The following is a 25,946-nucleotide window of genomic DNA, read 5'->3' as shown; positions in this document are numbered from 1 at the left end:
GTGTCGCTAGCGCGACGGTTGTTTTTAATGTCGGGTCTCGGCCCGACAGCCGAGATACTTTCTTTTGTTTGGCCAAAAGAAAGTATCCAAAGAAAAGGCCACCCCATGCCGCTTATATCCTGCGCTCCGAAGGGTTTGAACGGGGTTTTCGGAAGGGCTATCCCTAGCCCTCCGAAAACGAGCGGCATCCCTGCCGCTCCCCTGCGGGCTGATCCGTCCAAACCCTCCGGTGCTCGGCGCGGCATCAGGGGATTAACCCCCCCTCTCGTGAAAAATGGTTGTTGGATAAATTTGTAATTTAGGTTTCAAGGTCTATTGTAGGATGCTACCGAAAATAGGAAGCGCATTGATCGCGACCGATGCGCCTCACTCCGTTCGGCGCATCCTACGGCTCCAATATATTAACTTTTTATGGGACAAAAGTAATGAAGAATCAACTTGAAGCGATAAAACTTTTAAAAGACTGGAGTACTTGGTTAGTGACAGTACAGACTGGAGTTCTTGGTCTATTTGGGTTGCAAGGTAAAACCCTAAATGATTTGACATTAACGTGTTTTATTATTTCTATAGTTATTGCAACTTTTATATTAGGCGCTTTACCTTCAATATTACAAAGGTCTGAAGATGACTCAAATATACATCAAATGATTCTGTTTGAATGGTTTCCGGCACCTCTGTATGTGGCAGCATTTCTACAACATATATTATTTATCATTGGCGTAATATATCTTGCTTGTTCAATAAAACAGTAAATTTAGGATGCTCGGATGTTAGTGGTGCATCTTTCGTAAAGAATGATTTTTAAAAATGCGCCTTTTTCAAGCTAGCTTAATTCAGGTCAATGATATGTTTAAATTTTTTCTATCAATACCTATATTAGTTTTTGTGTTTTTACAGCCAAGTGCTAAAGCAGGGCAAAGTAATGCGGCATCTAAATGCGGTCGAGAAGTTATCGTCCAAGATGATGATCGCGATAACGGTTCTGGCGTTATTAGGTTAAGTGGTTATGAGTTAATAAATGAGAACCCAGTAACCATCAGGGGACGTAATGGGCAAACATATACTCGTACCTATTCAAAGGGAACGGTTGGTTACGGGAAAGTAGCCGGGCAAACTGATTGGTTTAATGGCGACGGTTCTGGCTCTGGAACCACTACAGATATAAAAAAAGAAATTGGTTACATTAAGGAACGAGCTAACAATTCTCCTCCTTGCATCACCACTGCCGACTTTAATTGTGACGCGATTAATCAAAATACCGAGAAAAAATTAAATGGTTGGAATGTATCTCGGATGGTCAGAGTAAGTCCAGCGTCAACGCCTCCGAATCTAAAATACAAGAAAACCTAAAACAACCTGATCCTATTAAGACTGAGCCTGTTAATGAAATCAGGAATCAAACAGGAAAAAGCTTGCGTGTTAAGCAGTATTATTGCTAAGCATGGAGAAAGTGCCCAAATGAATACTCCAACGTTTATCAATTGCATGAATAGCAAAGGATTTCAAGATGCACGTGGGGAGGAAATTGAACCAATCTATGCCAAAATATTAAATGAGCAACACGCAAAGGAAGGTTCTAATATTTCTGTTCAATCGCCGAACAATAACGAAATATCCAATGAAGGTGATATTGAAAAACCATCATCAAATCAAAAATACAATTCTAAAGACGCGACAGCCTGCGTTGAAGTTGTACCGGAAAGCTTTAAATGCAATGGTGGCAAACGCAACATTTCTAATATATGCAACAACAAAATATCGGTTCGCTGGCGAATTAATGGTGGGGCTTGGATGCAAGGTGACCTTTCACCCGGACAATGTCGCTCCGTAGCATCCGTTTTTGAAGAAGGGGGCTCGATTGATTACCAAGCATGCTCTTGGGATCCGAATGCCACTTATGGGCCTTATATGGACCCATGTCGTTACTGATTTTGTCATTTTTTACAATATCGACCTATTCCGTAACTCGTGATTCCGGGGCGGTTGTCTCCCCTGATGCCGCGCCGAGCACCGGAGGGTTTGGACGGATCAGCCCGCAGGGGAGCGGCAGGGATGCCGCTCGTTTTCGGAGGGCTAGGGATAGCCCTTCCGAAAACCCCGTTCAAACCCTTCGGAGCGCAGGATCAACGCGGCATGGGGCGGCCTTTCTTTTGGGTACTTTTCTTTGGCCGTCCAAAGAAAAGTACCTCGGCTGTCGGGCCGAGACCCGACATTAAAAACAACCATCGCGCCAGCGACACAACATAAACAACCAACATCAATACTCATAGTGATACCGCAACTGCGCAATCAACAAAGTATCCCCGGTAACCTTATAAACGATTCGATGCTCGTCGTTTATCCGCCGCGACCAATAGCCGGACAAACCGTGTTTCAGTGGTTCCGGTTTGCCGATGCCTTCGAACAGCTGGCGCTGGATTTCCTTGATCAATTGGTTGATGCGTTTAAGAATGGCCTTGTCGGTGGTTTGCCAGTACAGATAGCTATCCCAGGCATCGGCGGAAAAAGTGATTTTCACTCGATCAACTCATGCTCCGTGCCTTGGCCGGATTCCAGCTCGGCGATGGATTCCAGCAAGCGGCGGGCGTTGGCTGGCGAGCGTAATAAATAGGCGGTTTCCTCCATGGCTTGGTAGTCTTCCAAAGACAGCATCACCACCGGGGATTCGCTTTTGCGGGTGATGATGATGGGGGCATGGTCGGCGCAAACCTTGTCCATGGTTTTGGCTAAATTGGCGCGAGCGGCGCTGTAACTGATGGCGTCCATTAATGCTCCTGTTGTACGAAAAACTGTACGGCACAATAACTCGGAAGATAGGCCTATGCAAGCTGGGAAACATTTAACCGCGATATAACTTACTCACATTCCAAACATTACTATTTAGCTGACAATACCGCCATGCAATTAACCCCAAGAGAAAAAGACAAACTCCTCCTCTTCACTGCCGCCCTCCTCGCCGAGCGCCGCAAAGCCAGAGGCTTGAAACTTAACTACCCGGAAGCCGTGGCGTATATCTCCGCCGCGATCATGGAAGGCGCCCGCGACGGCCAGACCGTGGCCGAGTTGATGGCTTATGGTCGCACGCTGTTGAGCATCGACGACGTGATGGACGGCATCGCCGAGATGTTGACCGAGGTGCAGGTGGAAGCGACGTTTCCCGACGGCACCAAACTGGTGACGGTGCATGAGCCGATTGTTTAATCATCGCGTGGGCACAAAAAGCACGTGCCCACCCTACGACAATTCGTCAGAAAGCAAAGAAAATCCAACATGTAGGGTGGACACGATTTATCGTGCCCACGCGGAAAAAATGAATAAAAGGAGCCCAAAATGATCCCCGGAGAAATCTTCCCAGCCGCTGGCGACATCGAACTCAACGCCGGCCGCGCCACCGTTAAAGTCTTGGTTGCCAACAGCGGCGACCGGCCAATTCAGGTCGGCTCGCATTATCATTTTTATGAAACCAACCCAGCCTTGCATTTCGACCGCAGCGTGGCCTTGGGTTTTCGTCTGGATATTCCGGCCGGCACTGCGGTGCGGTTTGAGCCGGGCCAGCAGCGCGAGGTGCAATTGGTGGCTTTTGCCGGCAAGCGCGAAGTGTATGGCTTTAGAGGCGAGGTGATGGGCGCATTGGAGAAAACCGCATGAGCAAGATTTCGAGAGCGGCTTACGCCGACATGTTCGGCCCCACCACCGGCGACCGCTTGCGGCTGGCCGACACCGATTTGATTCTGGAAGTAGAAGCCGATTACACCGTCTACGGCGACGAGGTGAAATTCGGCGGCGGCAAAGTGATCCGCGACGGCATGGGCCAAAGCCAGTTGGGCAACGATCAGGCAGTGGATTTGGTGATTACCAACGCCTTGATCATCGATTATTGGGGCATCGTCAAAGCCGATGTCGGCGTTAAGGACGGTCGCATTTTCAAGATCGGCAAAGCCGGTAATCCGGACATTCAACCCGGTGTGGACATCATCGTCGGCCCCGGCACCGAAGTCATCGCGGGCGAAGGCCAGATTCTCACAGCAGGCGGCATTGACGCCCACATCCATTTCATCTGCCCGCAACAGATCGAAGAAGCGCTGTGCTCCGGCGTAACGACGATGATCGGCGGCGGCACCGGTCCGGCCACCGGCACTAACGCCACCACCTGCACGCCGGGCCCCTGGCATCTGCAACAAATGCTGACCGCGCTGGACGGTTTGCCGATGAACTTTGGTTTACTGGGCAAGGGCAACGCCAGCCTGCCCGGTGCATTGGAAGAACAAATCAAAGCCGGAGCGATGGGCCTGAAACTGCACGAAGATTGGGGCACCACCCCGGCGGCGATAGACTGCTGCCTAGGTGTGGCCGACGATTACGACGTGCAGGTGGCAATTCACACCGATACCTTGAACGAATCCGGGTTTGTGGAAGACACTTTCGCCGCCTTCAAGGGCCGTACCATCCACACTTACCATACCGAAGGCGCCGGCGGCGGTCACGCCCCGGACATCATCAAAGCCTGCGGTCTGAACAATGTGCTGCCGTCGTCGACCAATCCCACCCGGCCCTACACGGTCAACACCGTAGACGAACACCTGGACATGCTGATGGTTTGCCACCACCTCGACCCCAGCATCCCGGAAGACGTGGCTTTCGCCGAATCGCGCATCCGCCGCGAAACCATCGCCGCCGAGGACATTCTGCACGACTTGGGCGCATTTTCGATGATCTCGTCGGATTCGCAAGCCATGGGTCGGGTCGGCGAAGTGATCATTCGTACCTGGCAGACTGCGCATAAGATGAAGGTGCAGCGTGGGCATTTACCCTCACCCCTAACCCCTCTCCCTAAGGGTGAGGGGGCCGACAATTTCCGCATCAAGCGCTACATCGCCAAATACACCATCAATCCTGCCATCAGCCACGGTATCAGCCACGAAGTGGGTTCCATCGAAGCCGGCAAATTGGCCGATCTGGTATTGTGGCAACCGGCGTTTTTTGGCGTCAAACCCAGCCTGATCATCAAAGGCGGCCTAATCGCCGCCGCGCCGATGGGCGATGCCAACGCCTCGATACCCACCCCGCAACCGGTGCATTACCGGCCGATGTTCGGCAGCTTCGGCCGCACCGCCGCCAACAATTCGATGATCTTTTTGCCTCAAGCGGCAGTGGCATCGGGTTTGGCGGAGCAATTGGGACTACAAAAACGGGTGGGTGCGGTGAAAAACACCCGAACCATCGGCAAGGCCGATTTGAAATTGAACGACTATCAGCCGGTGATGGAGGTTTGTCCGCAGACTTATCAGGTGCGGGCGGATGGAGAGTTGTTGATTTGCGAACCGGCGGTGGTGTTGCCGATGGCGCAGCGGTATTTCTTGTTTTGAGGACGGTTTAGCCATCCCTATCCCGTGTCCGGCCCGGTATCGGCCAGCCACAACAAGAAAGGGATGGCGGAAGAAAACTCGCCAGCCGTTGGCTTAGGAACCCGGTCTGGGGGCTTTATGGGGCGGAACCGGTTCGTCGATGCTGACGGTGTCGGCTTCCACTTGCTGAGCCATCGCTTCGATGATTTCCGGCGGAACACCGGATTGCTTGAGGCTTGCCCGTAACTCTGCGCTCAATTCCGCGCCGGTTCGTTCCGCGACCGGTTCTTCGGGCTGAACGGGACCAGCAGATTCCTGTTCTTTCAAAGTCTGTTCCATTTGAGCAATATGCTCATCCGGTAAATGGTTAGCTCGCATCGACGCAATCATCTCGGCATTGGCTTCGTTACGCGCAGCCTCATCCTCGGGCGACAAGCTATTGGCTGGCGCCAGCCGTTGGCGCTCGTGCGGGGGTAATTGAGTATCCTGAGACATTGCGGTATTTGCCGGCGGAATATCCAGCCTTCTGTTCGCGCCGACCGCGATAACCGGCGCGGAAGCTGAAGCGGCATGTTCCGGTGCCGCCGGATGGCTCTCGCCGCGATCCGGAAATTGCTGACCGGCAAAATATCCGCTCGCAAAAATGCTAGCCACACCCAGTATTGAGACAAATTTGTTCATGACCTTGACCTAGTTTGAGTTTGCTCGGAGCGGAATCTCGGTCGGACGAATCAGGCCAAAGATTCCGCATGATCCGGTTTAGCGATTAATACTCGTACAGATAGGTTAAAGTACCCAGGTAGCGGAAAGATCCGGAAGTTGGGCAGGCTGCAGTGCCGGAATCACCGTACAAATACAAGCTTTGATGGTTTTGCAGCGCCATTTTTGCCTGGATCAAGGCGGTTTGATTATAAGTCAAGAAATAGTTGGTATAGCCCGGCAATACGCTGTGCTCGGGCACCGTGTAAATATAACCGTATGTGTTGCCGTTTACATTATATTCGTAGACACCGGAGACATAAGTCCAACCTCCGCCACAACTCGCCGCATTGGCGGCACTAGCGCCAAACATGGAAGCAGCAACTACAGACAGCATTAACAACAGATTTTTGATGGTTTTCATGAGATTCACCTAAAAGATAGTAAACACAAGGATTAATTGGCAATCACTGCGCTTAAATCTGGAATACCACTTACTCGGAAATGGGTAATATCCAAATGCAAGGGCAGTGTGTCCGTAGGTCTTCGCGATCATTTTTTTAATCTCCGCGAAACTGTTTGGGACGGTGTTAATTTAGGGAAACTATCCTTGGCGCTCTGTTAAGTTTTAGACTGGAAAAGTGTGACGGTTTCCACGCTTTATTTCGGGCGGCCATTGGCGCAAACGCGGATGACTCTCTCGGTATCTCGCGATATGCGGCGGGCATCTGGGGTTTGAGACAGCATCGGCACTGCGGCGCCCAGCCGGACATGCCTAGTTTGCGGTGGTAAATCCAAGGCGCGGCTTGCGCTACTCAAAGCGTTTAACGGGTGCGGTGCGATTCGAAACCGGGCCAACAACGCCAATTGTCTTGTCGATGCTGTCTCCGGCGGCAAACGCAACGCAAAAAGACTGGCGAGCAAGGATCAGAGCATTAAACGCAAGGCAAAAAGCCTTGCGCGCAAGGCTCCGAGCGATAAACGCAAGCCAAAAAGCCTTGTGCGCAAGGCTCCGAGCAATAAACGCAACACAAAAAGACTTGCGTGCGAGGCTCCGAGCGATAAACGCAACACAAAAAGATTTGCGCGCGAGACTCCGAGCAATAAACGAAAGGCAAAAAGCCTTGCGCGTGAAGCTCAGAGCATTAAACGAAAAGCAAAAAGACTTGCGGCGGTTCCCCAAACTCCAGTTTGGGAACCGCGCCTTGAAAACGCCAGCTTTGATTGATTTGACCGGGAAACGGGAGTTTCCAAGATCAGGTAACCAAGCTGGAGCTTGGTTACCAGTCGAACCCTCCGATGCTCGGCACTGCATGGGGAATTCACCCGATGTACAAGCATTAGCTGTCATGTGCATTATGTTGCGCATACATTAGACGCATTAAGGCGTAATCATGGCACCCAACAGCACAGTCAAAAAGCCACCAATCTCACCTTGTCCGCCGACGTGCTGGCCGAAGCCAAGACGTTGAACATGAATATTTCGCAAGCCTGCGACCGCTACTTGCGCGAACTGGTGCGTAGCGAGCGCGAAAGCAGTTGGCGGCAGGAACATGCCGAATTTATTTCGGCCTATAACCAAATCTTGGAACAAGATGGTTTACCGCTAGACGAATTCCGGATCTTCTGACATGGCGCGTTTCGAGGTCTACGGCAATAACAGCGACAAATCCGCCGATGCACCCTTTTTGTTGGATGTGCAAAGCGATGTTTTGAATGGCTTGGATAGCCGGATTGTGGTCCCGTTACGGCGCCGCGACCGCTTCCGGGCGATTTCGTTACCGGCTAATTTAATGCCGGTCTTGGACATCGACGGCGTCGAATACGTTTTGGAAATGCCGGAATTGGCTGCGGTTCCGGTAAGAATATTGACGGAGCCGGTAACATCGCTGGAGGCTTTGCGGTTTGAGATTAGGGCGGCGTTGGATTTTTTGTTTTGATGTTGAAAGGCTGGAATGTTTAAGTCCGATCAATCGCTTTATATCTGTATAAATTAGGATACAATCGGAACGTGAAAACCGTTTTAACGACCGAGCTTTTCGACCACTGGTTTACCGGCTTGAAAGACATTCAGGCCAAACGTCGTATCCAAATGCGTATCGACCGTGCCGAGGATGGTCATTTCGGCGATTGCAAACCGGTTGGCGAAGGCGTATCCGAAATGCGCGTCAACACCGGTCCGGGTTATCGGATTTATTACACGCAACGTGGAGACGGCTACGAAATCGTTGTACTACTGGCTGGCGGCGATAAGTCCTCGCAGGCTCAAGACATCAAGACCGCTATTCAGTTGGCCAGACAAATTAAGGAGCAATCATGACAATCAAATTAAAACGCTGGGATTCGGCCGAGCATTTACAAACCGACGAAGACATCGAATTGTATTTGCAAGCTTGTTTCGAAGAAGCCGGCGACGACGCCGCCTTTATCGCCAAAGCCTTGGGCAATGTCGCCCGCGCCCGCAGCATGACGCAGTTGGCCAAGGATACCGGTATGGGGCGGGAAAGTTTATATAAAGCGTTGTCCGGCGAGGGTAATCCAAGTTTCGGCACTATTTTGAAGGTGACAAATGCATTGGGACTGAAATTTAACGTCCATCTTTCGGATGATTCTGATCGGAAAATGGCTTGAGTTTGGTTTATAGCGTTATCCATGGGCATATATTGCGAAGCAAACCCTACTTGATGGTTTTTGTGTTTTTAGGTGTCGTTATCCGTTTGTTGGGTCACTTAAGTTTACCCCTCCGGCACTTCGATGCCGCTAGGGGGGAGGAGTCCATCCCATTGGACTACGCTGGCTAAATCGTGCTCAACCTGGGCACTTCAAAATCGGCTCAACAATACAACAAATATCCTAAATATCCGATTATGAAAGTAATACTTGTCCATGGCATATTTGATACAGGAAGAATATTTCACCGTTTAATCGCGAAATTGGAAGCAAACGGTCATCAATGCTTTGCACCTGACTTAAAACCAGCAGATGCTGCGACTAGGAATTGCCGATCTATCTGAAAAACTGAAGCAATATATTGACGAACAAGTTAGTAACGATGAGCCGATTGCCGTTGTCGGTTTTAGTATGGGCACAATAGTATCCCGTTATTACTTGCAACAATTAGACGGCTATCGACGGACAAAAGCTTTTTTCGCGATATCCGGTCCGCTCAAAGGAACGCTAACCGCGTATTTGTACCCCGGCCAAGGCGTAAAGGATTTAAGGCCGAATAGCCCGTTACTTAATGAACTAGCCAAGTCCGAAAACAAGCTTGCGCATATTGCCTTACATACGTATAGAACGCCGCTAGATGCGATGATAGTGCCGTCCAAAAGCTCCGAATGGCGAATGGCTAGCAACCATAAAATCAATGCACCGTTACATAAGCTTATGGTTAGCAACCAAAGGGTTTACACCCATATTGCAAAGCAATTAACCCACGTCTTGAGTAGTTCCGACGCTGGAGTTTCGGAACGATAAGAAACAAGACAGCATTAATGTTGGGAGTTTTTTTCTCCCCTGACGCCGCGCCGAGTACCGGAGGGTTGAGGCGGATTTGTCCGCAGGGGCGATGCAAGGATACATCGCGTTTTTCGCAGGGGCTGAATGCCCATTCGAGCCCCCGCTCAAACCCTTCGGAGCACAGGGCAAATCGACAGGATAGCCGATTTGCATGCGATAGCACTCGAAGGGCGAGGTATATGAATGTACCGAGTGATTCAAGCGGCATGGGATGGCCTTTTCTTTGGATACTTTCTTTTGGCCAAGCAAAAGAAAGTATCGCGGTTGTCGGTCCGCGAACCGACATGTAAAAAACTCGTCGCGACAGCGACACAACAAAACCAAAAGACATCAAGGCCAGTAGAGAGAAAACCAGGAATGATTTTCGTAGCGAAAGTATCGTGGCTGTCGGGCCGAGACCCGACATTTCAACCACCCGCCCCGACAGCGACATCAAATAAATAAGCGTCATTAAATGGCATTTTTCATACTGATTTTGTTGTTTGTGGTTTGTATCGGTTTGTGTTTCATTGACCAATGCCCGCATTGCCAGGAATACAGGTCGTTTAATAAAACCGGCCAGAGCCGGCAATTGAAACAAGCCGTATATGAATTGGAATATTTCTATCGTTGCAAACGCTGCGGGTATAGTGAATGGCGGAAAATTGGCCCCAGTAATCATTCAAACGAAGGCGGCGGTGGCTGCTGATAATTTTATGCTTCCCCACGCGCTGCGCCACTGCCATTTAGTTAAGAACGGATGCTCCCCTCTGCCTCAGGAAGAGCTAGGGTGAGAGCGATAAATAGGCAAGAAAGCTTTATTTTGTTTCCGTCATCCCAACCTTATCCCAAAGGGAGAGGGGCTTTTTCCATATGGATGCCGGAGGTATAGCAAGGCATGGAGCAATTGCCGAGGCCAAGCACAAATTCGTTTGGAATGAATATGAACAACCGACAGGTTGGCCAAAGGGCGAAAACCAGGGACGATTTTCGTAGCGAAAGTAACGCGGTTGTCGGTCCGCGAACCGACATGTAAAAAAACCGTCGCGACAGCGACACAACAAGACCAAAAGACATCAAGTAATCTGGAAGCCGACGTGTCGGGTTACGCTTCGCTAACCCGACCTACACAAAAAAACCAAATGCTAAAACTCACCGAAACCACAGAATCCCAAGAATCTCCCGACGACACCCTAACCCTGCCCTTCGAGGCCCGGCAAAAGTCCCGGCAACCGGCCATTACCCAAGGCGGCGTTCAAGTCGGGGTGTTTTTGCCCAGAGGGCAAACCTTGAAGCACGGCGCGGTGCTAACCAACGCCCAGGGCTTCAAGGTGCGGGTCAACGCCGCGCCGGAAGCCTTATCGGTGGTGAAATGCGCCGATCCGATGTTGTTCGCCCGCGCCTGTTACCACTTGGGCAACCGTCACGTGGCCTTGCAAATTTTGCCCGGCGAATTGCGGTTTTTGACCGATCATGTGCTGGATCAAATGCTGGTCGGTTTGGGCTTGACCGTCGAGCATCAAACCCTGCCGTTCGAACCGGAAGCCGGCGCTTACCACAGCCATGGTCACTGATTTAAGCTTGTTGCGGCTGCTGCAACTGGTCAGCCCCAGTTTGCCGATCGGCATGTACAGCTATTCCCAGGGGCTGGAAACGGCGGTGCATGACGGCTGGGTAACCAATGCCGAACAAACCGGCGACTGGCTGCGCGGCTTGTTGCACAACGGCTTGGGCAAGGTCGATGCGCCGTTGTTGGCAAGGTTGTACGATGCCTGGCGGACCAATGACCTTACGGCTGTCACGCATTGGAGCCAAACCCTGAGCGCCTGCCGGGAAACCGCCGAATTGCGCGCCGAGGACAAGCAGACCGGCCAGGCCCTGGCGCGCTTGCTGATCAAGTTGGAGATGCCGGAAGCCCAGACTTGGCAAAAACGGCCCGATGCGACCTTGGCGGCCTTGTTTGCGCTGGCGGCAACCCGCTGGCAAATCGATAAAGCCGATGCGGTTGCCGGTTATTTGTGGGGCTGGCTGGAAAATCAGGTGCTGGGTGCGATCAAGCTGGTGCCGCTGGGCCAGGTGGCCGGGCAGCAGTTGCTGCAAAGCTTGGCCGGCGAGTTGCCGGCTTTGGTCGAGCGGGCGTTGCAATTGAATGACGATCAGATCGGCGGCAGTTGTTTCGGTCTGGCTTTGGCCAGTAGCCGGCACGAGATGCAGTATTCGCGGCTGTTTAGGTCTTGAGATCGCAGGTGGGCACTTACTGCGCCCAGCTTGCGCTTCGATGCCGTTAAGTTAAACCGTTCATGGTTCGACAGGCTCACCACGAACGGCTTAACTTAACGGCATTGCCCTACGCTCTGTTCGCCCTGTCGAAAAGCTTGCCACCTCAGGCTTCGACAAGCTCGGCCCGAACGGAATACCGGTGATAAAGCGGGCCGGGTGAATAATTCGCCGCTACCGAGAGACGCATCCTCGCTGCCGTACAGCGGAATCGAGGTTGGATCAACTTAAATCCCCGGATTGCATCCGGGCAACTGGAGACAACATGAACGACAAACAGGTATTGAGAATCGGCGTCGGCGGCCCGGTGGGTTCCGGCAAAACCGCGTTGGTGGACGCCTTGTGCAAACGCATGCGCGAGGATTTTCAAATCGGCGTGGTCACCAACGACATTTACACCCGCGAGGATCAGCAATTTCTGATCCGTAGCCAGGCGCTGCCGGAAGAACGCATCCTGGGTGTGGAAACCGGTGGCTGTCCGCATACCGCGATCCGCGAAGATGCGTCTATGAATCTGGCGGCGGTGGACGAGTTGTGCGAGCGCTTCCCGGAGCTGGATTTCGTGTTGGTGGAAAGCGGCGGCGACAATCTCAGCGCCACCTTCAGCCCGGAACTGGCCGATTTGACGATTTACGTAATCGACGTCTCGGCCGGCGACAAAATTCCGCGCAAGGGCGGCCCCGGCATTACCAAATCGGATTTATTGGTGATCAATAAAATCGATCTGGCGCCTTACGTCGGTGCGTCGTTGGAGGTGATGGACCGCGACGCCAAGAAAATGCGCGGCGAGCGGCCGTTCGTGTTTACCAATATCAAGGCCGGCGTTGGCCTGGACGCCGTCGCTCAATTCATCGTCACCCAAGGCATGTTGGCCGCGCCGGTTTAAACCGGGCTTGCCGTTCTGGGGTTTGTCGACGACTTCGTTGCCGAATCCCCCCGCTCTTCATTACCTCCGAACGCCGCATTGATTTGGTTCTAAACAGTGCCTAATCGGCATCGGGCATGTTTTGCGTGCATTCGCGGCGCGGCAACTTAACAGTATTAGTCCGCGCCGTTTGGAGTGCAAAATATTATTTGCACCGCGCGACAGTTTTCAGCCATCATCCGTGACTTTGCCCACCCAAGCGTTTAGAACTAAATATCCGTTACAAACCCGCCCGCGTCCATCTTGACCCACAACAAAATCTCCCGCCAGACCAATCTCCGCAAGCGACGCTATCGCTCGTACGGCTATGCCAGATCGGCATTGATTATTGGCGGCATCGCGCTGATAGTCTGGCTGACGTTCTTGCTACCGTTGTCGTTCGCGGTGCAAGCCAGCGACGGTCCCGTCCACAATTCGCTGTTGGTATTACGCTTGATGCAATACGGTTTCCTGGCCGCCAATGCTTGCGGCATGATGCTGGCCGCGACCTCGCTGTTTAAATCTCCCGCCAAACTGGAACTAGCGATTTTTGGCTTGACGTTCAATCTGGTCGATTTCGTGTTGGGACTGTCGCTGAATACGTGAGTCCGTTTTCTGCCAGACCGATACCCGCCCACCGCGAAGTCTTAACGGCCGCCGCCCGCCAGCAATCCGCCGTAAGCCGGTTTGCTTTACAATGTTGGCAACTCCATTCATTCACGTCCGGCCAGCATGCAACTCAGCGTTCTCGACCCCCTGCGCCCCGGTCAAGCGTTCCCGCCGTTGGAACGCGCGCTGACCGAGCCTAACGGCCTGCTAGCGATAGGCGGTTGTCTATCGCCTCGGCGTCTGGTTAACGCTTACCGGCACGGCGCGTTTCCGTGGTTTAACCCCGGCGAACCGATCTTGTGGTGGTCGCCCGATCCACGCCTGGTATTGTTTCCGCAGAGTTTGAACGTATCGCGCAGCCTGGCGAAAACTCTGCGTAGAGGGCATTTCGAAACCCGCCGCGACACGGCTTTCGCCGAGGTCATCGAGGCCTGCGCTGCGCCGCGCCGGGAGGATGGCGGCACCTGGATCACCGACGATATGCGCGCCGCTTACCAAACGCTACATCAACTCGGCGTCGCGCATTCCTGGGAGACCTGGCAAAACGGCGAACTGGTCGGCGGCTTGTACGGTCTGGCGATCGGCCGGGTGTTCTTCGGCGAATCGATGTTCCATCGCGCCACCGATGCGTCGAAAGTCGCATTCGTGGATTTGGTGCGTCATTTGGATAGCTGGGGTTACCAGTTGATCGACTGCCAAGTCAGTAGCGATCATTTACTCAGTTTAGGCGCAGAGGACATCCCGCGCCGCGAATTCGCGGCGGCACTGGCCGTCTTGTGCAAACAGGCACCGCATCCGCAAGCGTGGCAAATCTAAAATCGATTTCTCTTTGGCTGAGCGGCGAACAGGATTGCGCCTATCTGGACGATCGGCGCGCTCGCTCGGCCTTCGTCCATCCCGATACCGAACTGGATCCCGCCGTTTATTCGCGCCTGATCGAACTGGGCTTCCGGCGTAGCGGCGATCACGTGTACCGGCCGCATTGCGACCACTGCCAAGCCTGCATACCCACCCGCGTTCCAGTGCGAGAATTCCAACCGAACCGCAAACAACGCCGTTGCCTGACGCGGAACACATCCACCCGGACCGTCATACGCGGCGCCGAATTCGATCCTCGCCATTTCCGGCTTTATCAAACCTATCTGCGGGCTCGCCACGACAAACCGGACGAAGCGCCGCCGAGCGAGGAAGATTATTTGCGTTTTCTCGGCAGCCGTTGGTGCGATACCCATTTCGTCGAATTCTTGATCGAAGGCCGGCTGGCGGCCGTCGCGGTCGTCGACGTCGTCGATCACGGCCTGTCGGCGGTATATACCTTTTTCGACCCGGCCCTGGCGGCCTACAGTCCCGGCGTGTATGCGGTGCTGTGGCAGATCGAATACGCCAAACAATTGGAGCTACCCTACGTTTATCTGGGTTTTTGGATCGCCGAATGCCGTAAAATGCGCTACAAAATCGACTATCAACCGCTGTCCGGCCTGATCGCCGGCCAATGGCAATCCCTTTTACCCCCTTCAATCCACGAGGAATAAGCAGTGCCTAAAGCCAACGAACTCAAGCAAGGAACCGCTATCGAAATCAACGGCGAACCCTATGTCGTCAAAAGCATCGATGTGCGCAATCCGACGTCGCGCGGCGCGACGACCTTGTACAAAGTCCGCTTCACCCACATGAAAACCCGCCAAAAGCTGGACGAAACCTTCAAGAGCGACGACATGCTGAAGGCCGCGGATTGCTCGCGCTGCAACGTGCAGTATTCCTACCAGGACGGCGAAACCTATTACTTCATGAACAGCGAGACTTACGAGCAATACGCGCTGGCGGCGGAGGATTTGGAAGGCCAGACCCTGTATTTGAGCGACGGCCTGGAAGGCATCATCATGTTGCTGATGGACGACGCGCCGCTGGGCATTCAATTGCCGACGACGGTCACGTTGCAGATTGTCGAAACGCCGCCCGCGATGAAAGGCTCCAGCGCCACCAAGCGCACCAAAACCGCGAAATTGACGACCGGCCTGGAAGTGCAGATCCCGGAATACATCGAAACCGGCGAGATCATCAAGGTGAACACCGAAACCGGCGAATTTTCGTCCAGAGCTTGAGCCATACCGCCCGGCCGCCTCGCCGGAGCGGCGGCCGCGATTATTCGTCCTTACCCAATTTCGGCAATTTACCGGCCAAGCCCATCGCATGCTTGGCCAGCGCCGATTTGGCGAACGGCAGGTGATCCAGTACCGCCAGACCGGCGTTACGCAACGCGGCCACCGGCAAGCGGTTGTTCGAGAACAGTCGGACCACGGTATCGGTAAAACCGATCGTACGGTCGTGATCCTGGCGGCGTTGCCGGCTATAGTCGCGCAATAGACTGGCCGCGCCGAGATCGCCGCCGTGATCGTGCTGGTCCATCAACAACTCCGCCAACAAGGCGACGTCGCGAATACCCAGATTGAAGCCCTGACCCGCCACCGGATGCAATTGGTGGACGGCGTTGCCGATGATCACGGTCCGGTCGGCCACCATACTTTCGGCGCGGATCAAACTCAGCGGAAATGCGCGGCGCGGCGCGACCAGTTTCAGTTCGCCCAAACGGTAACCGAAACAGTTTTGCAGTTCGGCGAGGAATTCGCGATCGTTGACGGCCAACAAGGCTTCGGCTTGCTCGTGGCTGCGGGTCCACACCACCGCGGATTGCTTGGCCGCCACCGGCAGCAAGGCCAACGGGCCGAATTCGGTGAAACGCTCGAAAGCGACATGGCGATTGGGCAAGGCCGATTGCACCGTGGTCACCAGCGCGGTTTGACCGTATTCGCTGACTTGCTGGGGAATTTCCAGTAACTTGCGCACCGTCGAGTCGCCGCCATCGGCACCAACCAGCACTTGGGCACTCAAATTCAACGAGCGGCCGTCGGCCTGCTTCAAGCTGACGTTGACGGCATCGTATCCCGCCATCAAGCCGGCAACCCGCGTTTGATATAGGCAATCAGTGTCGGTTTTTTCGACCAGGTCGGCCGCATGCTGTTCGATGTCGCGGGCGACAATCACGTAACCCAAGGCATCGACGCCCTGTTCCGCCGCCGACAGCCGGGTTTTGCCGAAATGACCGCGGTCGGAGATATGGATGTCCGCGATCGCGGTGGCCTTGGCGGCCACGCCGCGCCACGCGCCCAACTGCTCCAGCAACTCGACGGAACCCTTCGCCAAGGCCAATGCCCGGTCGCCGGCCGGCGAGTGGCGTAGTTGCTCGCGGCTATTGGCTTCGACCAGCGCGATTTTCAAGCCGCTGTTCCTCAGCGCCAACGCCAGGCAGTTGCCCGCCAAGCCGGCGCCGACGATGATCAGGTCGTAGTCGTGGGCCATTTAGGCATTCATCAACGCTTCGATATCGGCAATGCGTTTCGGCACGCCACCGGTCAAAATCTCGTGACCGTCCTTGGTCACCAGCACGTCGTCCTCGATCCGAATGCCGATGCCGCGCCACTGTTTGTCCACAGTTTCGCACTGGGCCGGCACGTACAAGCCGGGCTCGACGGTCAATACCATACCGGGCTCCAGCAAGCGCCATTCGTCCTTGATTTTGTAATCGCCGACATCGTGCACGTCCATGCCTAGCCAATGACCGATGCGGTGCATGTAAAACTGTTTGTATTTTTCGTCCTTGATCAATTTCTTGACCCGGCCTTTTAACAAGCCAAGCTCGACCAAACCCCTGGTCAACGTTTCCACCGAGGCGTCGTGGGCCTTGTTCCACGGATTGCCGGGTTTAATTTCGGCCAATGCCGCGGTTTGGGCATCCAGCACCAATTGATAGAGTAGCCGCTGTGGTTCGCTGAACTTGCCCGAAACCGGAAACGTGCGGGTAATGTCGGCGGCGTAGTGGTCGCATTCGACGCCGGCATCGATCAACAACAGATCGCCCTTATTCAGCTTGTCCTTATTCTCGACGTAATGCAGCACACAGGCATTTTTACCGCCGGCGACGATGGACGGATAGGCTACCGCCCGCAATCCGTCCTGAATGAATTCATGAATCAGTTCCGCTTCGATCTGATACTCGTACAAGCCCGGTTGGCAAGCTTGCATTGCCCGAACGTGGGCCTTGGCGGAAACTTCGGCGGCGCGGCGCATCAATTTCAGCTCTTCCGGGCTTTTGAACAAACGCATTTCGTGCAGGATGTGCTCCAGCGCGACCAACTCGCCGGGCGCGCTGACGCCGGAGCGCGATTGCTTGCGGATGTTGTTGATCCATTCCATCAGCTTATGATCGAGATCGCTGTCCTTGCCCATCGGATAGTACACCTTGCCCTTGTTCTCCAGCATACCGGGCAAGATGTCGTCCAGATCGGCTATCGGGAAGGAGTCGTCGGCCTCGTAGTGCTGGGTAGCGCCCTCCAAGCCGGCGTGGGCGCCTTCCCACAGGGCCTTTTTCTCGTCGAATTCGCGGCAAAACAGAATGTATTCGCCCTTCTCTCGGCCGGGGATGAACACCGCCATCGATTCGGCTTCGTTGAAACCGGTCAGGTAGTAGAAATCGCTATCCTGGCGGAACGGATAGTGCACGTCGCGGTTACGGGTGCGCTGCGGCGCACTGGCGATAATGGCGATGTTGCCCTTGCCGATTTGTTTCATTAACGCCGACCGGCGCTTCTTGAATTCGCTTTGTTTCATGAGAAAAAGATCAATGCCTTTGTTGATCGCCGTCGCCGGCGAATTGGTCGCGAACCGTAAACACCGAGGCACGCACGTATTCGCGGATTTCGGTCAATGCGCTTTCGTCGTCTTCGCCACCGACATCGCTGTCGATTTTGGTCAGTTCTATCATGTCGCGCATCACTTCGGCGGTATCGCCGGGCCAGTCCGCGTCGGTTTTGGCATAGCCAACCCCGAACAAAAAGCCCTGGCACCAGCAACGCAATGCCTCGACTTGTTCGTCGAGCGGCTCGGCTTCGTCGGGCATCAGCAAGTCGAACTCGAAACTCTGATCCTGATTTTCCAGGAGTTGCCGGGTCTTTTCGAACAAACCCGCCAAAAACTCGCGGTCTTCGTCGATCAATTCGAGGTCTTCGTCGAAGAGCTCGTGCAACCAATTGCCAAAGTCCGCGCGGGTTTCGACACACAACATACCGGTAGCGATACCGTGCGCTTCGGCGCCGCCCATATCGGCGTCGTGTTGCTCCAAAATGGCATTTAAGGTTTGATAAGTCATCTGGCTCTTGGCGCCTGGATAGGCTGTTTAATCACGAGGCTTATGCTAACATTGTTAAGAAATCCCGACGATTATACCGCCTTATCGGTTCAACTCCTCTCCGTGCTATGTCTCAAAGCGAAAAAGACCCAACTACCGAGCTCGAAGCGTTGGAAGCCAAGCTGGATGCGCTGATAGCACAATACAACCAAGTCAAAAACGAAAATAAGTCTTTGAAAATTAAACAGGATGCCCTGGTCAAGGAAAAAGCCAGACTACTCGAAAAAACCACGTTGGCCAAAGCTCGCGTCGAGGCGATGATCGCCCGCTTGAAGGCGATGGAGCACGATTCATGAGTAAAACGATGCAAGCCGTATCGTTAAACATCTTGGGCAAGGAATACAAAATCGCTTGCGCCGCCGAGGAAAAAGACACGCTGATCGATTCCGCCCGCGAACTGGATCGGCAAATGCGCAAAATCCGCGATACCGGCAAAGTCACCGGCGCTGATCGAATCGCGGTCTTGGCGGCATTGAATCTTGCCCACGACTTGGCATCCGGCAATAAGGCCGCAAGCTCCAGCCCGGATATGGCCGGCCGATTGGCGGATTTACGCCGCAAAATAGAAAACGTTTTGGAAACCCCTTAATTCGTTTAGAATAGTGACCCTATCTCCTGCGGCGTTCGAGCAGTACTGGGTGTTTCCTGAACCTGCATTTGCCCCGGAAGCTTTTTACCCGTCATGGTGTGCATGCCTGTTCACTCAGGAAGCCTGATTGACTGGATTTGGTTTCCACTTGAACCTCCGGTTCAAGGACGAAAGTATCAGACGGCGCAGGCGGGAGATTTTCTTGTTAGCCATACTCTGGCCGACCTCGATCCCATGACCGATGTCGCCGGCCAAGTCCTCATCTCAAATACCTGTAACACCCTTCCCGCAGGGCTGCACGGCCCAAGTTAACCGCGTAGCCCGGAGACGACGGCGCTTGCGTTACACGTTATAGGGCGTGGCAATCCAATCGCGCAACACCGCTTCGTCGCGCTTGGGCAAGTAGGCAAAATCGCCGGAAATATCGCGAAATACCGATTCGGCAATATGGGTTGATACCAAGCGGCCTTTCAACATGTAGAAAAACCAGGCGAACGGATGGCCGGCCTGCCGGTCGAAGCGGGTCAGCACATTGCTGAGAGCGCTACCTTTCTTACCGGCGAAATCTTCCAGATGCGGCAGATGATGTTTGTGGGTATTGACCAACTCGACGTTAACGATTTGCTCCCCGAAACGCCCGGTATGCGAATAGGGTCGAATGATCCAGTCTTCCGACATTCGAGCCACCTGCCCGGCGCTGCTGCGATTCCAATCGTCCATGAAGCGGCGCACCGAGTGCTCTCCGGGATGGCGCTCGTCTATCACGCCCATGAACAACGCCACGTCGGTTTTGCGCCGATAAGCGTAGCGCGAATGGCCGAAACCGAAGCTCTCGATGCAAAACGGATGAATCGGATCGATAAACTCTTCCAAATCGTCCGGCGGATTGGCTTCGTCAACCAACATCCTATCCGAAACTTCGTGAGTCTTATCGATTTCGATCAGCGTAAAGTCTTCTGCCCTATCGCCGGTCTGCACGACAAAATACAGCGTTTTACCGGTCTGTTTGGTGGCGATCAGCTTTTGCTCAAGCGCATATTCGATCAGAGTCTGCAGATTCTGCCCGCACTCGATATAGGATCTCTCCACCCATTCGGTGATGTCGTTGGCGATCCGGGTGCCGTTCATGTCGACGACACCGCCAAGCTTGTACCACTCGTCGCCTATCATGGCCAAGCGGAGCGGGAAATCTGAAATCAGTTGTTGCAGCTTGTTTTGCAACAGTCCGTCGGTTTGACCTGGGATGATTTTTTTACAGCATTCGGCAATGTCTTGTCCGGCAATCGCGAGTCGGGCTTCAGTCATGTTCGGCTTTGGGGCTGTTAGTGGAATTCAAGCGTTGATGTACCAATTCTCGCACATCGGGTTCCGGGTCGTCCGCGAGTACCGTCAAACGGGCGGGATCGACCTTGGCAGCCGCAGTATAGCGCACCACCCAGTCCGGGTCTTGCAACATCGTCGCGGCATCGTCGGCCGGCATGCGCTCGACGACGATGCGCCGCACATCGGACGCGGGATCCTCGGCCATCAGTCCCAAGCTAACTTCCGGCAAACGTTCGGCGACCCGCTTGCGCACCTGCAAATCCTCATCCTTAATAAAGCGGAACAAGCGGCCGGGCGGCAAACGCTTCGCGACGGTCAAGCGAACGATATAATCCGGATCGTTCGCCAATAACTCGAGATGTTCGAGGTCGATGCGGTCGGCAACCGTCATCCGCACCTCCCGATCCGGGTCGTCTATCCAGCTCTGCAACTGCTGAGCCGGCAAGCGGAAGGCGACCGCCCGCCGCACGACCTCATCCTCGTCGTGTATCAAGGCCTGCAAGGCTTTCTGCGGGGCATAGCGTACCGCGATTGCTCGCCGCTCCCAGAATTTATCGTTCAAATAGTGCGTGGCGTAGGCTGGATTGACCCGGAAAAACCGGTCGATTTGGCGGCCGCTATCGACGAACACGCAAGTGTCGCCGGGCATGCAACGCCCCATCAATAGCGTTTTGCCGCGGAAGGGACAGATACTGCAGTCACCTATCGGTGTAGAGTCGGGAGCGTCTGATTCCGCCATGCCGCGCTCAATCCTCGATGACTTCGGCAATCACGATGCCGGTGGCATGATCGTAGTCGCGGGTCAGGCATAAACAGTGTTCACGGCCATCCACCAGATACAAATTAAAACCCCGCCCCTCGAGCACAGGTTCGTTATTGGGAATGTCGTCGTCCATGCAATAGGTGAAATGGATGTCGGTATAGGCTTCGCGTAGCATACCGACGACCGTTTCGTTAAGGACTTCGCTGCCAATTTTACCGGCGATTTCTTGCAGTTGTTCGGGTTTGATCATGAAGTGGATTCCTGTTCGAGACTGATACGGCGGCCCGCGCGGATGCCCATCGATTTGGCCAACCAAGGCGGCGGCGCATCGGCGAGGACGGTTTGCAATTGATTGAGTAATTCGGAGACGACGGCGCCCAGTTCGGTCTTGATCGGGTGTATGCCGAATTTAACGACTTTAGCCGCCGCCGGACCACCGATGGACGCGGTGTAGAGCACCCGGCAATCGGCGATTAACTCCGCGCGGTAAGTATTCTTGTCGGCATGACGCCGCTGAGCATCCATGTCCACACTACGGATGTCGATTAACCGAGCTTCGTCCGCGGACACCTGATAGATCAAAAACTGGCGGCAAGAGCCGAAATGGCCGGCGATCCGAGTCGGATCGTCGCTGACCACGGCCACCAATATCGAGCCGGCGGCATCGGCCGGCAAGGTTTGCGGCTTGGGCGGATCGGGAAAGGCGATGCTTTGCAATATCCCCAGCGTTAAACGCACGGTTTGCGGGTCCGCCGAGATCCCGAAATTGCTCAGCGCCTGACGGAAGCGGTCCTCGCCAAGCTCAGCCAGCGTGTTGCCGTCCAATACCGGCCCCACGCAAGCATGCAAAATCGACACAAATAATTTGGGAGCGGTATCGGGCAGGGCTCGAGACGCCAACCCGATACGCAAAGCCAGTTCCCTCGTCAAGGCGGACTGGCGCATGGCACTATGCCACTAACGGCAATATGCAATTGTCAATCGGGCAAACCTTAACGCATTGCGGTTCGTCGAAGTCACCATTGCACTCGGTGCAGGTTTTTTTGTTGATTTCGAACACCACCGCGCCTTCCTTGATCGAGTCGGTTGGGCACACAGGTTTGCAATCACCACAGGAAATACATTCCTCGGCAACAATGTAGAGAGTCATGCTTTATTCCTCCGCTAATCGCTTGGCTTGCAATGTGGTTGGGATCTTCGGTGGAGGACTCATCGGTTCGAAGTAATATTTTGAGCCATCACCCAACGTGACTTCGCCGCCCCATTTGTCCTCGCCATCGAATTCTAACGATTCTATGGTTTCTTCCAAGTCTTTTTTGGCAACATAGAACAGCAGTTTACCATCTTCGCGTTTTCTGAGCATGACGCTGGGCATAGATTTCTCCAAACGAAAGCGGGGGCAAACTCGCATTTGCCCCCGCGGATAAACGATTTGTTAACGGATCAAATCGTAATTGTAGTCGGTCGTTCCCATACCGCGGGTTTCCTTATCCAACTGCTCCAGTACCGCGTTAACCAGCGTAGTCAGCACGTACATCGCGCCTTCGTAGCCCAAGGTGGTCATACGGTGCAAGTGGTGACGGTCGAAAATCGGGAAGCCGATCCGAATCAGCGGCACTTCGAACTCCTCGCCTTTGTACATGGTATCCCGTTGGATGAATTTACCGTAGGAATTGCCGATCATGAAGTCCGGTTTATTGGTAAACATCAACGAACGGAAGTGCCACAAGTCGCGACCAATATGCACGGTAGCGGTTTGACCGTAAGGCGACGCTTTCAAGATTTCTTCGCAAGCTTTTTTCCAGCGTTTGTTGGCGTGGTTAACCAACACGTCGGTGACTTCCGCGCCAAACTCCAGCAGCATTTTGGTCATACCCAACGCGAAGTCCGCATCGCCGTACAATGCGAATTTTTTGCCGTGCAACCAAGCGTGCGAGTCGGTCATCATATCCACCAAACGACCGCGTTCGACTTCCAGTGATTTCGAAATGGGTTTGCCGCTCAGTTCGGAAACTTTCATCAGCAACGCGTCGGTCCATTCCAAGCCCATCGGAATGTTCAGTTTCGGCACGTCGTGGTTCCAAGTGGTTTCGGCGAATTTCTTGGTTTTTTCCAACTGCCAAGGTTGCAGCAACACGGTGGTAATCGCGTTCGGCGCATCCTTGATTTCGTCCATCGTGGTACCGCCGGAGTACATCCGGAAAGTACCGTCCGCCGGGGTATCCAACACTTCGGTCGGATCGCTCAGCATCGTGTAATCGACACCCATTTCTTTCATCATCCGGTGGATGACGCGGTAGTTACCCAAATAGGTTTCGAAGCCGGGTACGAAGTTGATCTTGCCGTTTTTGCCGGGCTCCTTGCCTTCCATCGTTTTCAGCGTGAAGTAGCGCGCCATGCCTTCGAACATGTTGTCCCAACCGGTGGTGTGGCTACCGACGAAGCTTGGGGTATGAGCGAATGGCACCGGGAAATCTTGATCAACATGGCCTTCTTTCTTGGCGTTGTTGATAAACGCGTTCAAGTCGTCGCCGATCACTTCCGCCATGCAAGTGGTGGATACCGCGATGATGTCCGGCTGATATAGGGCTTTGGCGTTTTCCAAACCCGCGAACATGTTTTTCTGACCACCGAATACCGCCGCGTCTTCGGTCATGGAGTCGGAAACGCAGGAAACCGGCTCTTTGAAATGGCGGTTGAAGTAGGTACGGAAGTAAGCCACGCAACCTTGCGAACCGTGGACATACGGCATGGTTTTTTCGAAACCCAGAGCGCACAACACGGCACCCAGCGGTTGGCAAGCTTTAGCCGGATTGATCGTGATCGCTTCGCGGCTGAAGTTCAATTCTTGATATTCCTTAGTCGTCGTCCATTCGAATACTTCGTCAATGGTATCTTGCGGGTGACGCTCTTCGTACATCGCGCGTTTGTTGGCAAGATTTTCCTTGTATTCGTCGGTTCGAAACAAGGGATAACTAGGGGCTATTTTGTCGACATTTTGGCTCATGATAATCTCCTAAACGCGCCACTAATCTGTGGTCCGGCGTTGATTGGATTTAGTCGGGCTGCTTTGTCCAGACAGCCCGATCTTCGAAAGGCAGGGTACGCCCATTGCCCCGAGGAGCGATGGCGCGTGCCCTACGGCATCATCGCATTCGCTATTAAGCGACCGCTTTTACCGCTTCGCTCTCAGACGCTTCGGTTTTCCAAGGCGCCTTGATTTGTTTCCAGCATGGGTTATTCAGCGTCATGTCCATATCGCGGGCGAAGATGGCGAAGCCGTCGTAGCCGTGGTATGGGCCTGAGTAATCCCAAGAGTGCATTTGCCGGAATGGGATACCCATTTTTTGGAAAATGTACTTTTCTTTAATACCGGAGCCAATTAGGTCAGGTTGAACTTTTTTGACGAACTCTTCGAATTCGTAGCCGGTGACATCGTCATACAACAGCGTGGCGTTGCCGATTTCCTTGATGGTACGATCGTAGTCGTCGTTGTGACCGAACTCGTAACCGGTACCAACCACTTCCATACCCAAGTCTTCGTAGGCGCCAATCACGTGACGAGGACGCAAACCGCCGATGTACAACATCACGCGTTTGCCTTGCAGACGCGGTTTGTATTTAGCGATAACGGCTTCGTATTCCGCGCTGTAGCGAGCGATCACGCGCTCCGCGCCTTGTTTGATATTGTCGTCGAAGTGCGCGGCGATTTTACGCAACGATTCGGCGATTTTGGTTGGGCCGAAGAAGTTGTACTCGATCCAGGGAATGGAATATTTTTCTTCCATATGCCGAGCGATGTAGTTCATCGAACGGTAGCAGTGGATCAAGTTCAATTTCACTTTCGGGGTGTTTTCGATCTCGGCGATGGTACCGTCGCCGGACCATTGCGCGACCACTTTCAGGCCCATTTCTTCCAACAGGGTACGCGAAGCCCAAGCGTCGCCACCGATGTTGTAGTCGCCAATCACGGCTACGTCGTATGGACCGACCTCGTAAGCGGGTTGTTTGCCGTCGCTTTTATCCAAAACCCAGTCGCGGATGGCGTCGTTGGCGATGTGGTGACCCAAAGATTGGGAAACACCGCGGAAGCCTTCGCAACGCACTGGTACAACGGTTTTGCCGATGTCTTTGGATTTCACTTTGGAAACCGCTTCGATGTCGTCGCCGATCAGACCGATCGGGCACTCGGATTGAATCGAAACGCCTTTGTGCAATGGGAACAAGGCTTCGATTTCGTCGATACATTTAGCCAGTTTTTTGTCGCCGCCGAATACGATGTCTTTCTCTTGGAAATCGGAGGTAAAGTTCATCGTACCGAAGGTGTTGACACCAGTGGTACCGACATAATAGTTACGGCGGCCGGCGCGGGAATATTGACCGCAACCGACTGGACCGTGGGAAATATGGATCATGTCCTTGATCGGGCCCCAAACCACACCTTTGGAACCGGCATACGCGCAACCACGAATGGTCATTACGCCCGGCAACGATTTGCGGTTTGAAGTGATGCATTTGTTGGATTTTTCCAACTCGTGGTCGTTGACCGCCAAATGTTTCGCGCGGTCTTTTTTGGCTTTCTCGGGATAGACTTCCAGCACTTCTGCGATCAGCGCTTCGGTCTCTTCTCTTGTCATGGCTGCCATGATGTTATCCTCCTAATGTCGTGGGCAATCCCCCAACAGACAGTTTTTGGG

The 25,946-nt window shown here is 53.8% G+C and carries 37 protein-coding genes and 1 other RNA gene; 21 read left to right on the top strand and 17 right to left on the bottom strand.

The genetic code is table 11. The features are described from left to right. Positions 1-425: 425 nt before the first annotated feature. The 3 genes from ACQE3D_RS04495 to ACQE3D_RS04485 all read left to right on the top strand — a co-directional run bounded on the left by ACQE3D_RS04495 (position 426) and on the right by ACQE3D_RS04485 (position 1,929). Complete coding sequence (locus ACQE3D_RS04495) at positions 426-752, top strand: hypothetical protein (protein ID WP_313728960.1); 327 nt, start codon at positions 426-428, stop codon at positions 750-752. A gap of 94 nt (positions 753-846) precedes the next feature. Continuing rightward, on the top strand, positions 847-1,350 hold the full coding sequence (locus tag ACQE3D_RS04490) for a hypothetical protein (protein WP_313728961.1): 504 nt from the start codon (positions 847-849) through the stop codon (positions 1,348-1,350). 33 nt (positions 1,351-1,383) lie between these two features. After that, positions 1,384-1,929 carry a hypothetical protein gene (locus ACQE3D_RS04485; protein WP_313728962.1) on the top strand — a complete coding sequence of 182 codons (546 nt, stop codon included), beginning with the start codon at positions 1,384-1,386 and terminating at the stop codon, positions 1,927-1,929. A 328-nt stretch (positions 1,930-2,257) separates the two neighbouring features. Here the strand turns inward: ACQE3D_RS04485 and ACQE3D_RS04480 are convergent, their stop codons facing one another. Further along, complete coding sequence (locus tag ACQE3D_RS04480; RefSeq protein WP_313728963.1) at positions 2,258-2,518, bottom strand: Txe/YoeB family addiction module toxin; 261 nt, start codon at positions 2,516-2,518, stop codon at positions 2,258-2,260. Next, positions 2,515-2,766 carry a type II toxin-antitoxin system Phd/YefM family antitoxin gene (locus ACQE3D_RS04475; protein WP_064026876.1) on the bottom strand — a complete coding sequence of 84 codons (252 nt, stop codon included), beginning with the start codon at positions 2,764-2,766 and terminating at the stop codon, positions 2,515-2,517. The genes ACQE3D_RS04480 and ACQE3D_RS04475 overlap by 4 nt, the downstream gene beginning before the upstream one ends. A 132-nt stretch (positions 2,767-2,898) precedes the next feature. Here ACQE3D_RS04475 and ureA point away from each other — a divergent pair, with 132 nt between their 5' ends. The 3 genes from ureA (at position 2,899) to ureC (ending at position 5,366) form a co-directional block, all read left to right on the top strand. Beyond that, positions 2,899-3,201 carry an urease subunit gamma gene (gene ureA, locus ACQE3D_RS04470; protein WP_020482653.1) on the top strand — a complete coding sequence of 101 codons (303 nt, stop codon included), beginning with the start codon at positions 2,899-2,901 and terminating at the stop codon, positions 3,199-3,201. 129 nt (positions 3,202-3,330) lie between these two features. Further along, positions 3,331-3,648 (top strand): urease subunit beta, encoded by a 318-nt coding sequence (locus ACQE3D_RS04465; protein ID WP_313728964.1) that lies wholly within the window; start codon positions 3,331-3,333, stop codon positions 3,646-3,648. Continuing rightward, entirely contained in the window at positions 3,645-5,366 is a 1,722-nt protein-coding gene (gene ureC / locus ACQE3D_RS04460) for an urease subunit alpha (RefSeq protein WP_313728965.1), read from the top strand. The genes ACQE3D_RS04465 and ureC overlap by 4 nt, the downstream gene beginning before the upstream one ends. Before the next feature lie 93 nt (positions 5,367-5,459). On the opposite strand, the gene ACQE3D_RS04455 is transcribed toward ureC, so the two are convergent. The 3 genes from ACQE3D_RS04455 to ACQE3D_RS04445 form a co-directional block, all read right to left on the bottom strand. Next, positions 5,460-6,026 carry a hypothetical protein gene (locus tag ACQE3D_RS04455; RefSeq protein WP_313728966.1) on the bottom strand — a complete coding sequence of 189 codons (567 nt, stop codon included), beginning with the start codon at positions 6,024-6,026 and terminating at the stop codon, positions 5,460-5,462. Between the two features lie 85 nt (positions 6,027-6,111). Next, positions 6,112-6,468: a hypothetical protein gene (locus ACQE3D_RS04450; protein WP_313728967.1), complete on the bottom strand. Its 357-nt coding sequence runs from the start codon at positions 6,466-6,468 to the stop codon at positions 6,112-6,114. Between the two features lie 387 nt (positions 6,469-6,855). Next, entirely contained in the window at positions 6,856-7,395 is a 540-nt protein-coding gene (locus ACQE3D_RS04445; RefSeq protein WP_313728968.1) for a hypothetical protein, read from the bottom strand. On the opposite strand from ACQE3D_RS04445, the gene ACQE3D_RS04440 reads away from it, so the two are divergent. The 5 genes from ACQE3D_RS04440 to ACQE3D_RS04420 all read left to right on the top strand — a co-directional run bounded on the left by ACQE3D_RS04440 (position 7,396) and on the right by ACQE3D_RS04420 (position 9,521). Next, positions 7,396-7,674, top strand: coding sequence for a type II toxin-antitoxin system CcdA family antitoxin (locus ACQE3D_RS04440; RefSeq protein ID WP_313728969.1), 279 nt, complete (start codon positions 7,396-7,398; stop codon positions 7,672-7,674). It abuts the gene before it with no gap. Position 7,675: 1 nt separating this feature from the next. After that, entirely contained in the window at positions 7,676-7,984 is a 309-nt protein-coding gene (locus ACQE3D_RS04435) for a CcdB family protein (protein WP_064026861.1), read from the top strand. 71 nt (positions 7,985-8,055) lie between these two features. Then, positions 8,056-8,364 (top strand): type II toxin-antitoxin system RelE/ParE family toxin, encoded by a 309-nt coding sequence (locus ACQE3D_RS04430; protein WP_064026859.1) that lies wholly within the window; start codon positions 8,056-8,058, stop codon positions 8,362-8,364. Then, entirely contained in the window at positions 8,361-8,675 is a 315-nt protein-coding gene (locus tag ACQE3D_RS04425) for an addiction module antidote protein (RefSeq protein ID WP_281022366.1), read from the top strand. Before ACQE3D_RS04430 ends, ACQE3D_RS04425 begins: the two co-directional genes overlap by 4 nt. 351 nt (positions 8,676-9,026) lie before the next feature. Beyond that, positions 9,027-9,521 (top strand): esterase/lipase family protein, encoded by a 495-nt coding sequence (locus tag ACQE3D_RS04420; RefSeq protein ID WP_409521092.1) that lies wholly within the window; start codon positions 9,027-9,029, stop codon positions 9,519-9,521. On the opposite strand, the gene ACQE3D_RS04415 is transcribed toward ACQE3D_RS04420, so the two are convergent. Further along, the gene (locus tag ACQE3D_RS04415) at positions 9,436-10,224 is read right to left on the bottom strand and encodes a hypothetical protein (RefSeq protein WP_313728970.1); all 789 of its coding nucleotides are present in this window, start codon (positions 10,222-10,224) and stop codon (positions 9,436-9,438) included. The two genes, ACQE3D_RS04420 and ACQE3D_RS04415, sit on opposite strands and share 86 nt — an antisense overlap. Before the next feature lie 460 nt (positions 10,225-10,684). Between ACQE3D_RS04415 and ureE the strand changes: the two genes are divergently transcribed. The 7 genes from ureE to efpL all read left to right on the top strand — a co-directional run bounded on the left by ureE (position 10,685) and on the right by efpL (position 15,434). After that, entirely contained in the window at positions 10,685-11,116 is a 432-nt protein-coding gene (ureE, locus tag ACQE3D_RS04410) for an urease accessory protein UreE (protein ID WP_064026853.1), read from the top strand. Then, positions 11,106-11,780, top strand: coding sequence for an urease accessory protein UreF (locus ACQE3D_RS04405; RefSeq protein ID WP_168032027.1), 675 nt, complete (start codon positions 11,106-11,108; stop codon positions 11,778-11,780). Before ureE ends, ACQE3D_RS04405 begins: the two co-directional genes overlap by 11 nt. Before the next feature lie 304 nt (positions 11,781-12,084). Next, positions 12,085-12,705 (top strand): urease accessory protein UreG, encoded by a 621-nt coding sequence (gene ureG / locus ACQE3D_RS04400; protein WP_313728971.1) that lies wholly within the window; start codon positions 12,085-12,087, stop codon positions 12,703-12,705. Between the two features lie 282 nt (positions 12,706-12,987). Further along, positions 12,988-13,329 (top strand): hypothetical protein, encoded by a 342-nt coding sequence (locus ACQE3D_RS04395; protein WP_064026847.1) that lies wholly within the window; start codon positions 12,988-12,990, stop codon positions 13,327-13,329. A 126-nt stretch (positions 13,330-13,455) separates the two neighbouring features. Next, the gene (aat, locus tag ACQE3D_RS04390) at positions 13,456-14,148 is read left to right on the top strand and encodes a leucyl/phenylalanyl-tRNA--protein transferase (protein WP_168032031.1); all 693 of its coding nucleotides are present in this window, start codon (positions 13,456-13,458) and stop codon (positions 14,146-14,148) included. Continuing rightward, positions 14,136-14,864: an arginyltransferase gene (locus tag ACQE3D_RS04385; protein ID WP_313728973.1), complete on the top strand. Its 729-nt coding sequence runs from the start codon at positions 14,136-14,138 to the stop codon at positions 14,862-14,864. The genes aat and ACQE3D_RS04385 overlap by 13 nt, the downstream gene beginning before the upstream one ends. 3 nt (positions 14,865-14,867) lie before the next feature. Then, entirely contained in the window at positions 14,868-15,434 is a 567-nt protein-coding gene (gene efpL / locus ACQE3D_RS04380; protein ID WP_064026840.1) for an elongation factor P-like protein EfpL, read from the top strand. Between the two features lie 40 nt (positions 15,435-15,474). On the opposite strand, the gene ubiH is transcribed toward efpL, so the two are convergent. From ubiH to ACQE3D_RS04365, 3 genes are read right to left on the bottom strand one after another with little or no spacing between them, the layout of a single operon-like run. Further along, positions 15,475-16,689 carry a 2-octaprenyl-6-methoxyphenyl hydroxylase gene (gene ubiH / locus ACQE3D_RS04375; protein ID WP_313728974.1) on the bottom strand — a complete coding sequence of 405 codons (1,215 nt, stop codon included), beginning with the start codon at positions 16,687-16,689 and terminating at the stop codon, positions 15,475-15,477. Next, positions 16,690-17,997, bottom strand: coding sequence for a Xaa-Pro aminopeptidase (pepP, locus tag ACQE3D_RS04370; RefSeq protein WP_313728975.1), 1,308 nt, complete (start codon positions 17,995-17,997; stop codon positions 16,690-16,692). It abuts the gene before it with no gap. A 10-nt stretch (positions 17,998-18,007) separates the two neighbouring features. Then, positions 18,008-18,535 carry a UPF0149 family protein gene (locus ACQE3D_RS04365; protein ID WP_071155264.1) on the bottom strand — a complete coding sequence of 176 codons (528 nt, stop codon included), beginning with the start codon at positions 18,533-18,535 and terminating at the stop codon, positions 18,008-18,010. Between the two features lie 107 nt (positions 18,536-18,642). On the opposite strand from ACQE3D_RS04365, the gene ACQE3D_RS04360 reads away from it, so the two are divergent. From ACQE3D_RS04360 to ssrS, 3 genes are all read left to right on the top strand, one after another. Continuing rightward, a complete protein-coding gene (locus tag ACQE3D_RS04360) occupies positions 18,643-18,870 on the top strand; it encodes a TIGR02449 family protein (RefSeq protein WP_064027264.1) in 228 nt (75 codons plus the stop codon). Further along, positions 18,867-19,163, top strand: coding sequence for a cell division protein ZapA (locus ACQE3D_RS04355; RefSeq protein ID WP_064027262.1), 297 nt, complete (start codon positions 18,867-18,869; stop codon positions 19,161-19,163). Before ACQE3D_RS04360 ends, ACQE3D_RS04355 begins: the two co-directional genes overlap by 4 nt. A gap of 20 nt (positions 19,164-19,183) precedes the next feature. Next, positions 19,184-19,363: non-coding RNA, 6S RNA (gene ssrS, locus ACQE3D_RS04350), on the top strand. 142 nt (positions 19,364-19,505) lie between these two features. Here the strand turns inward: ssrS and ACQE3D_RS04345 are convergent. The 8 genes from ACQE3D_RS04345 to nifD all read right to left on the bottom strand — a co-directional run bounded on the left by ACQE3D_RS04345 (position 19,506) and on the right by nifD (position 25,895). Next, entirely contained in the window at positions 19,506-20,468 is a 963-nt protein-coding gene (locus tag ACQE3D_RS04345; protein ID WP_313728976.1) for a hypothetical protein, read from the bottom strand. Further along, positions 20,461-21,225, bottom strand: coding sequence for a 4Fe4S-binding leucine-rich repeat protein (locus ACQE3D_RS04340; RefSeq protein WP_064027258.1), 765 nt, complete (start codon positions 21,223-21,225; stop codon positions 20,461-20,463). Before ACQE3D_RS04340 ends, ACQE3D_RS04345 begins: the two co-directional genes overlap by 8 nt. A 7-nt stretch (positions 21,226-21,232) precedes the next feature. Further along, positions 21,233-21,499 (bottom strand): DUF6129 family protein, encoded by a 267-nt coding sequence (locus ACQE3D_RS04335; protein WP_064027256.1) that lies wholly within the window; start codon positions 21,497-21,499, stop codon positions 21,233-21,235. Continuing rightward, entirely contained in the window at positions 21,496-22,194 is a 699-nt protein-coding gene (locus ACQE3D_RS04330; RefSeq protein ID WP_064027254.1) for a NifB/NifX family molybdenum-iron cluster-binding protein, read from the bottom strand. Before ACQE3D_RS04330 ends, ACQE3D_RS04335 begins: the two co-directional genes overlap by 4 nt. A gap of 4 nt (positions 22,195-22,198) precedes the next feature. Continuing rightward, positions 22,199-22,399, bottom strand: coding sequence for a 4Fe-4S binding protein (locus tag ACQE3D_RS04325; RefSeq protein WP_064027252.1), 201 nt, complete (start codon positions 22,397-22,399; stop codon positions 22,199-22,201). Between the two features lie 3 nt (positions 22,400-22,402). Beyond that, entirely contained in the window at positions 22,403-22,624 is a 222-nt protein-coding gene (gene nifT / locus ACQE3D_RS04320; RefSeq protein ID WP_064027250.1) for a putative nitrogen fixation protein NifT, read from the bottom strand. A gap of 60 nt (positions 22,625-22,684) precedes the next feature. Then, the gene (gene nifK / locus ACQE3D_RS04315; RefSeq protein ID WP_064027248.1) at positions 22,685-24,256 is read right to left on the bottom strand and encodes a nitrogenase molybdenum-iron protein subunit beta; all 1,572 of its coding nucleotides are present in this window, start codon (positions 24,254-24,256) and stop codon (positions 22,685-22,687) included. 154 nt (positions 24,257-24,410) lie between these two features. After that, complete coding sequence (gene nifD, locus ACQE3D_RS04310; protein WP_064027246.1) at positions 24,411-25,895, bottom strand: nitrogenase molybdenum-iron protein alpha chain; 1,485 nt, start codon at positions 25,893-25,895, stop codon at positions 24,411-24,413. Positions 25,896-25,946: the final 51 nt, after the last annotated feature.

Origin of the sequence: Methylomonas sp. MS20 (assembly GCF_050275925.1) — a bacterium.
Taxonomy (GTDB): Bacteria; Pseudomonadota; Gammaproteobacteria; order Methylococcales; family Methylomonadaceae; genus Methylomonas; species Methylomonas koyamae_A.
Note: the sequence above shows the minus strand (reverse complement) of the source record. Positions and strands in the feature narration are given on the sequence as shown.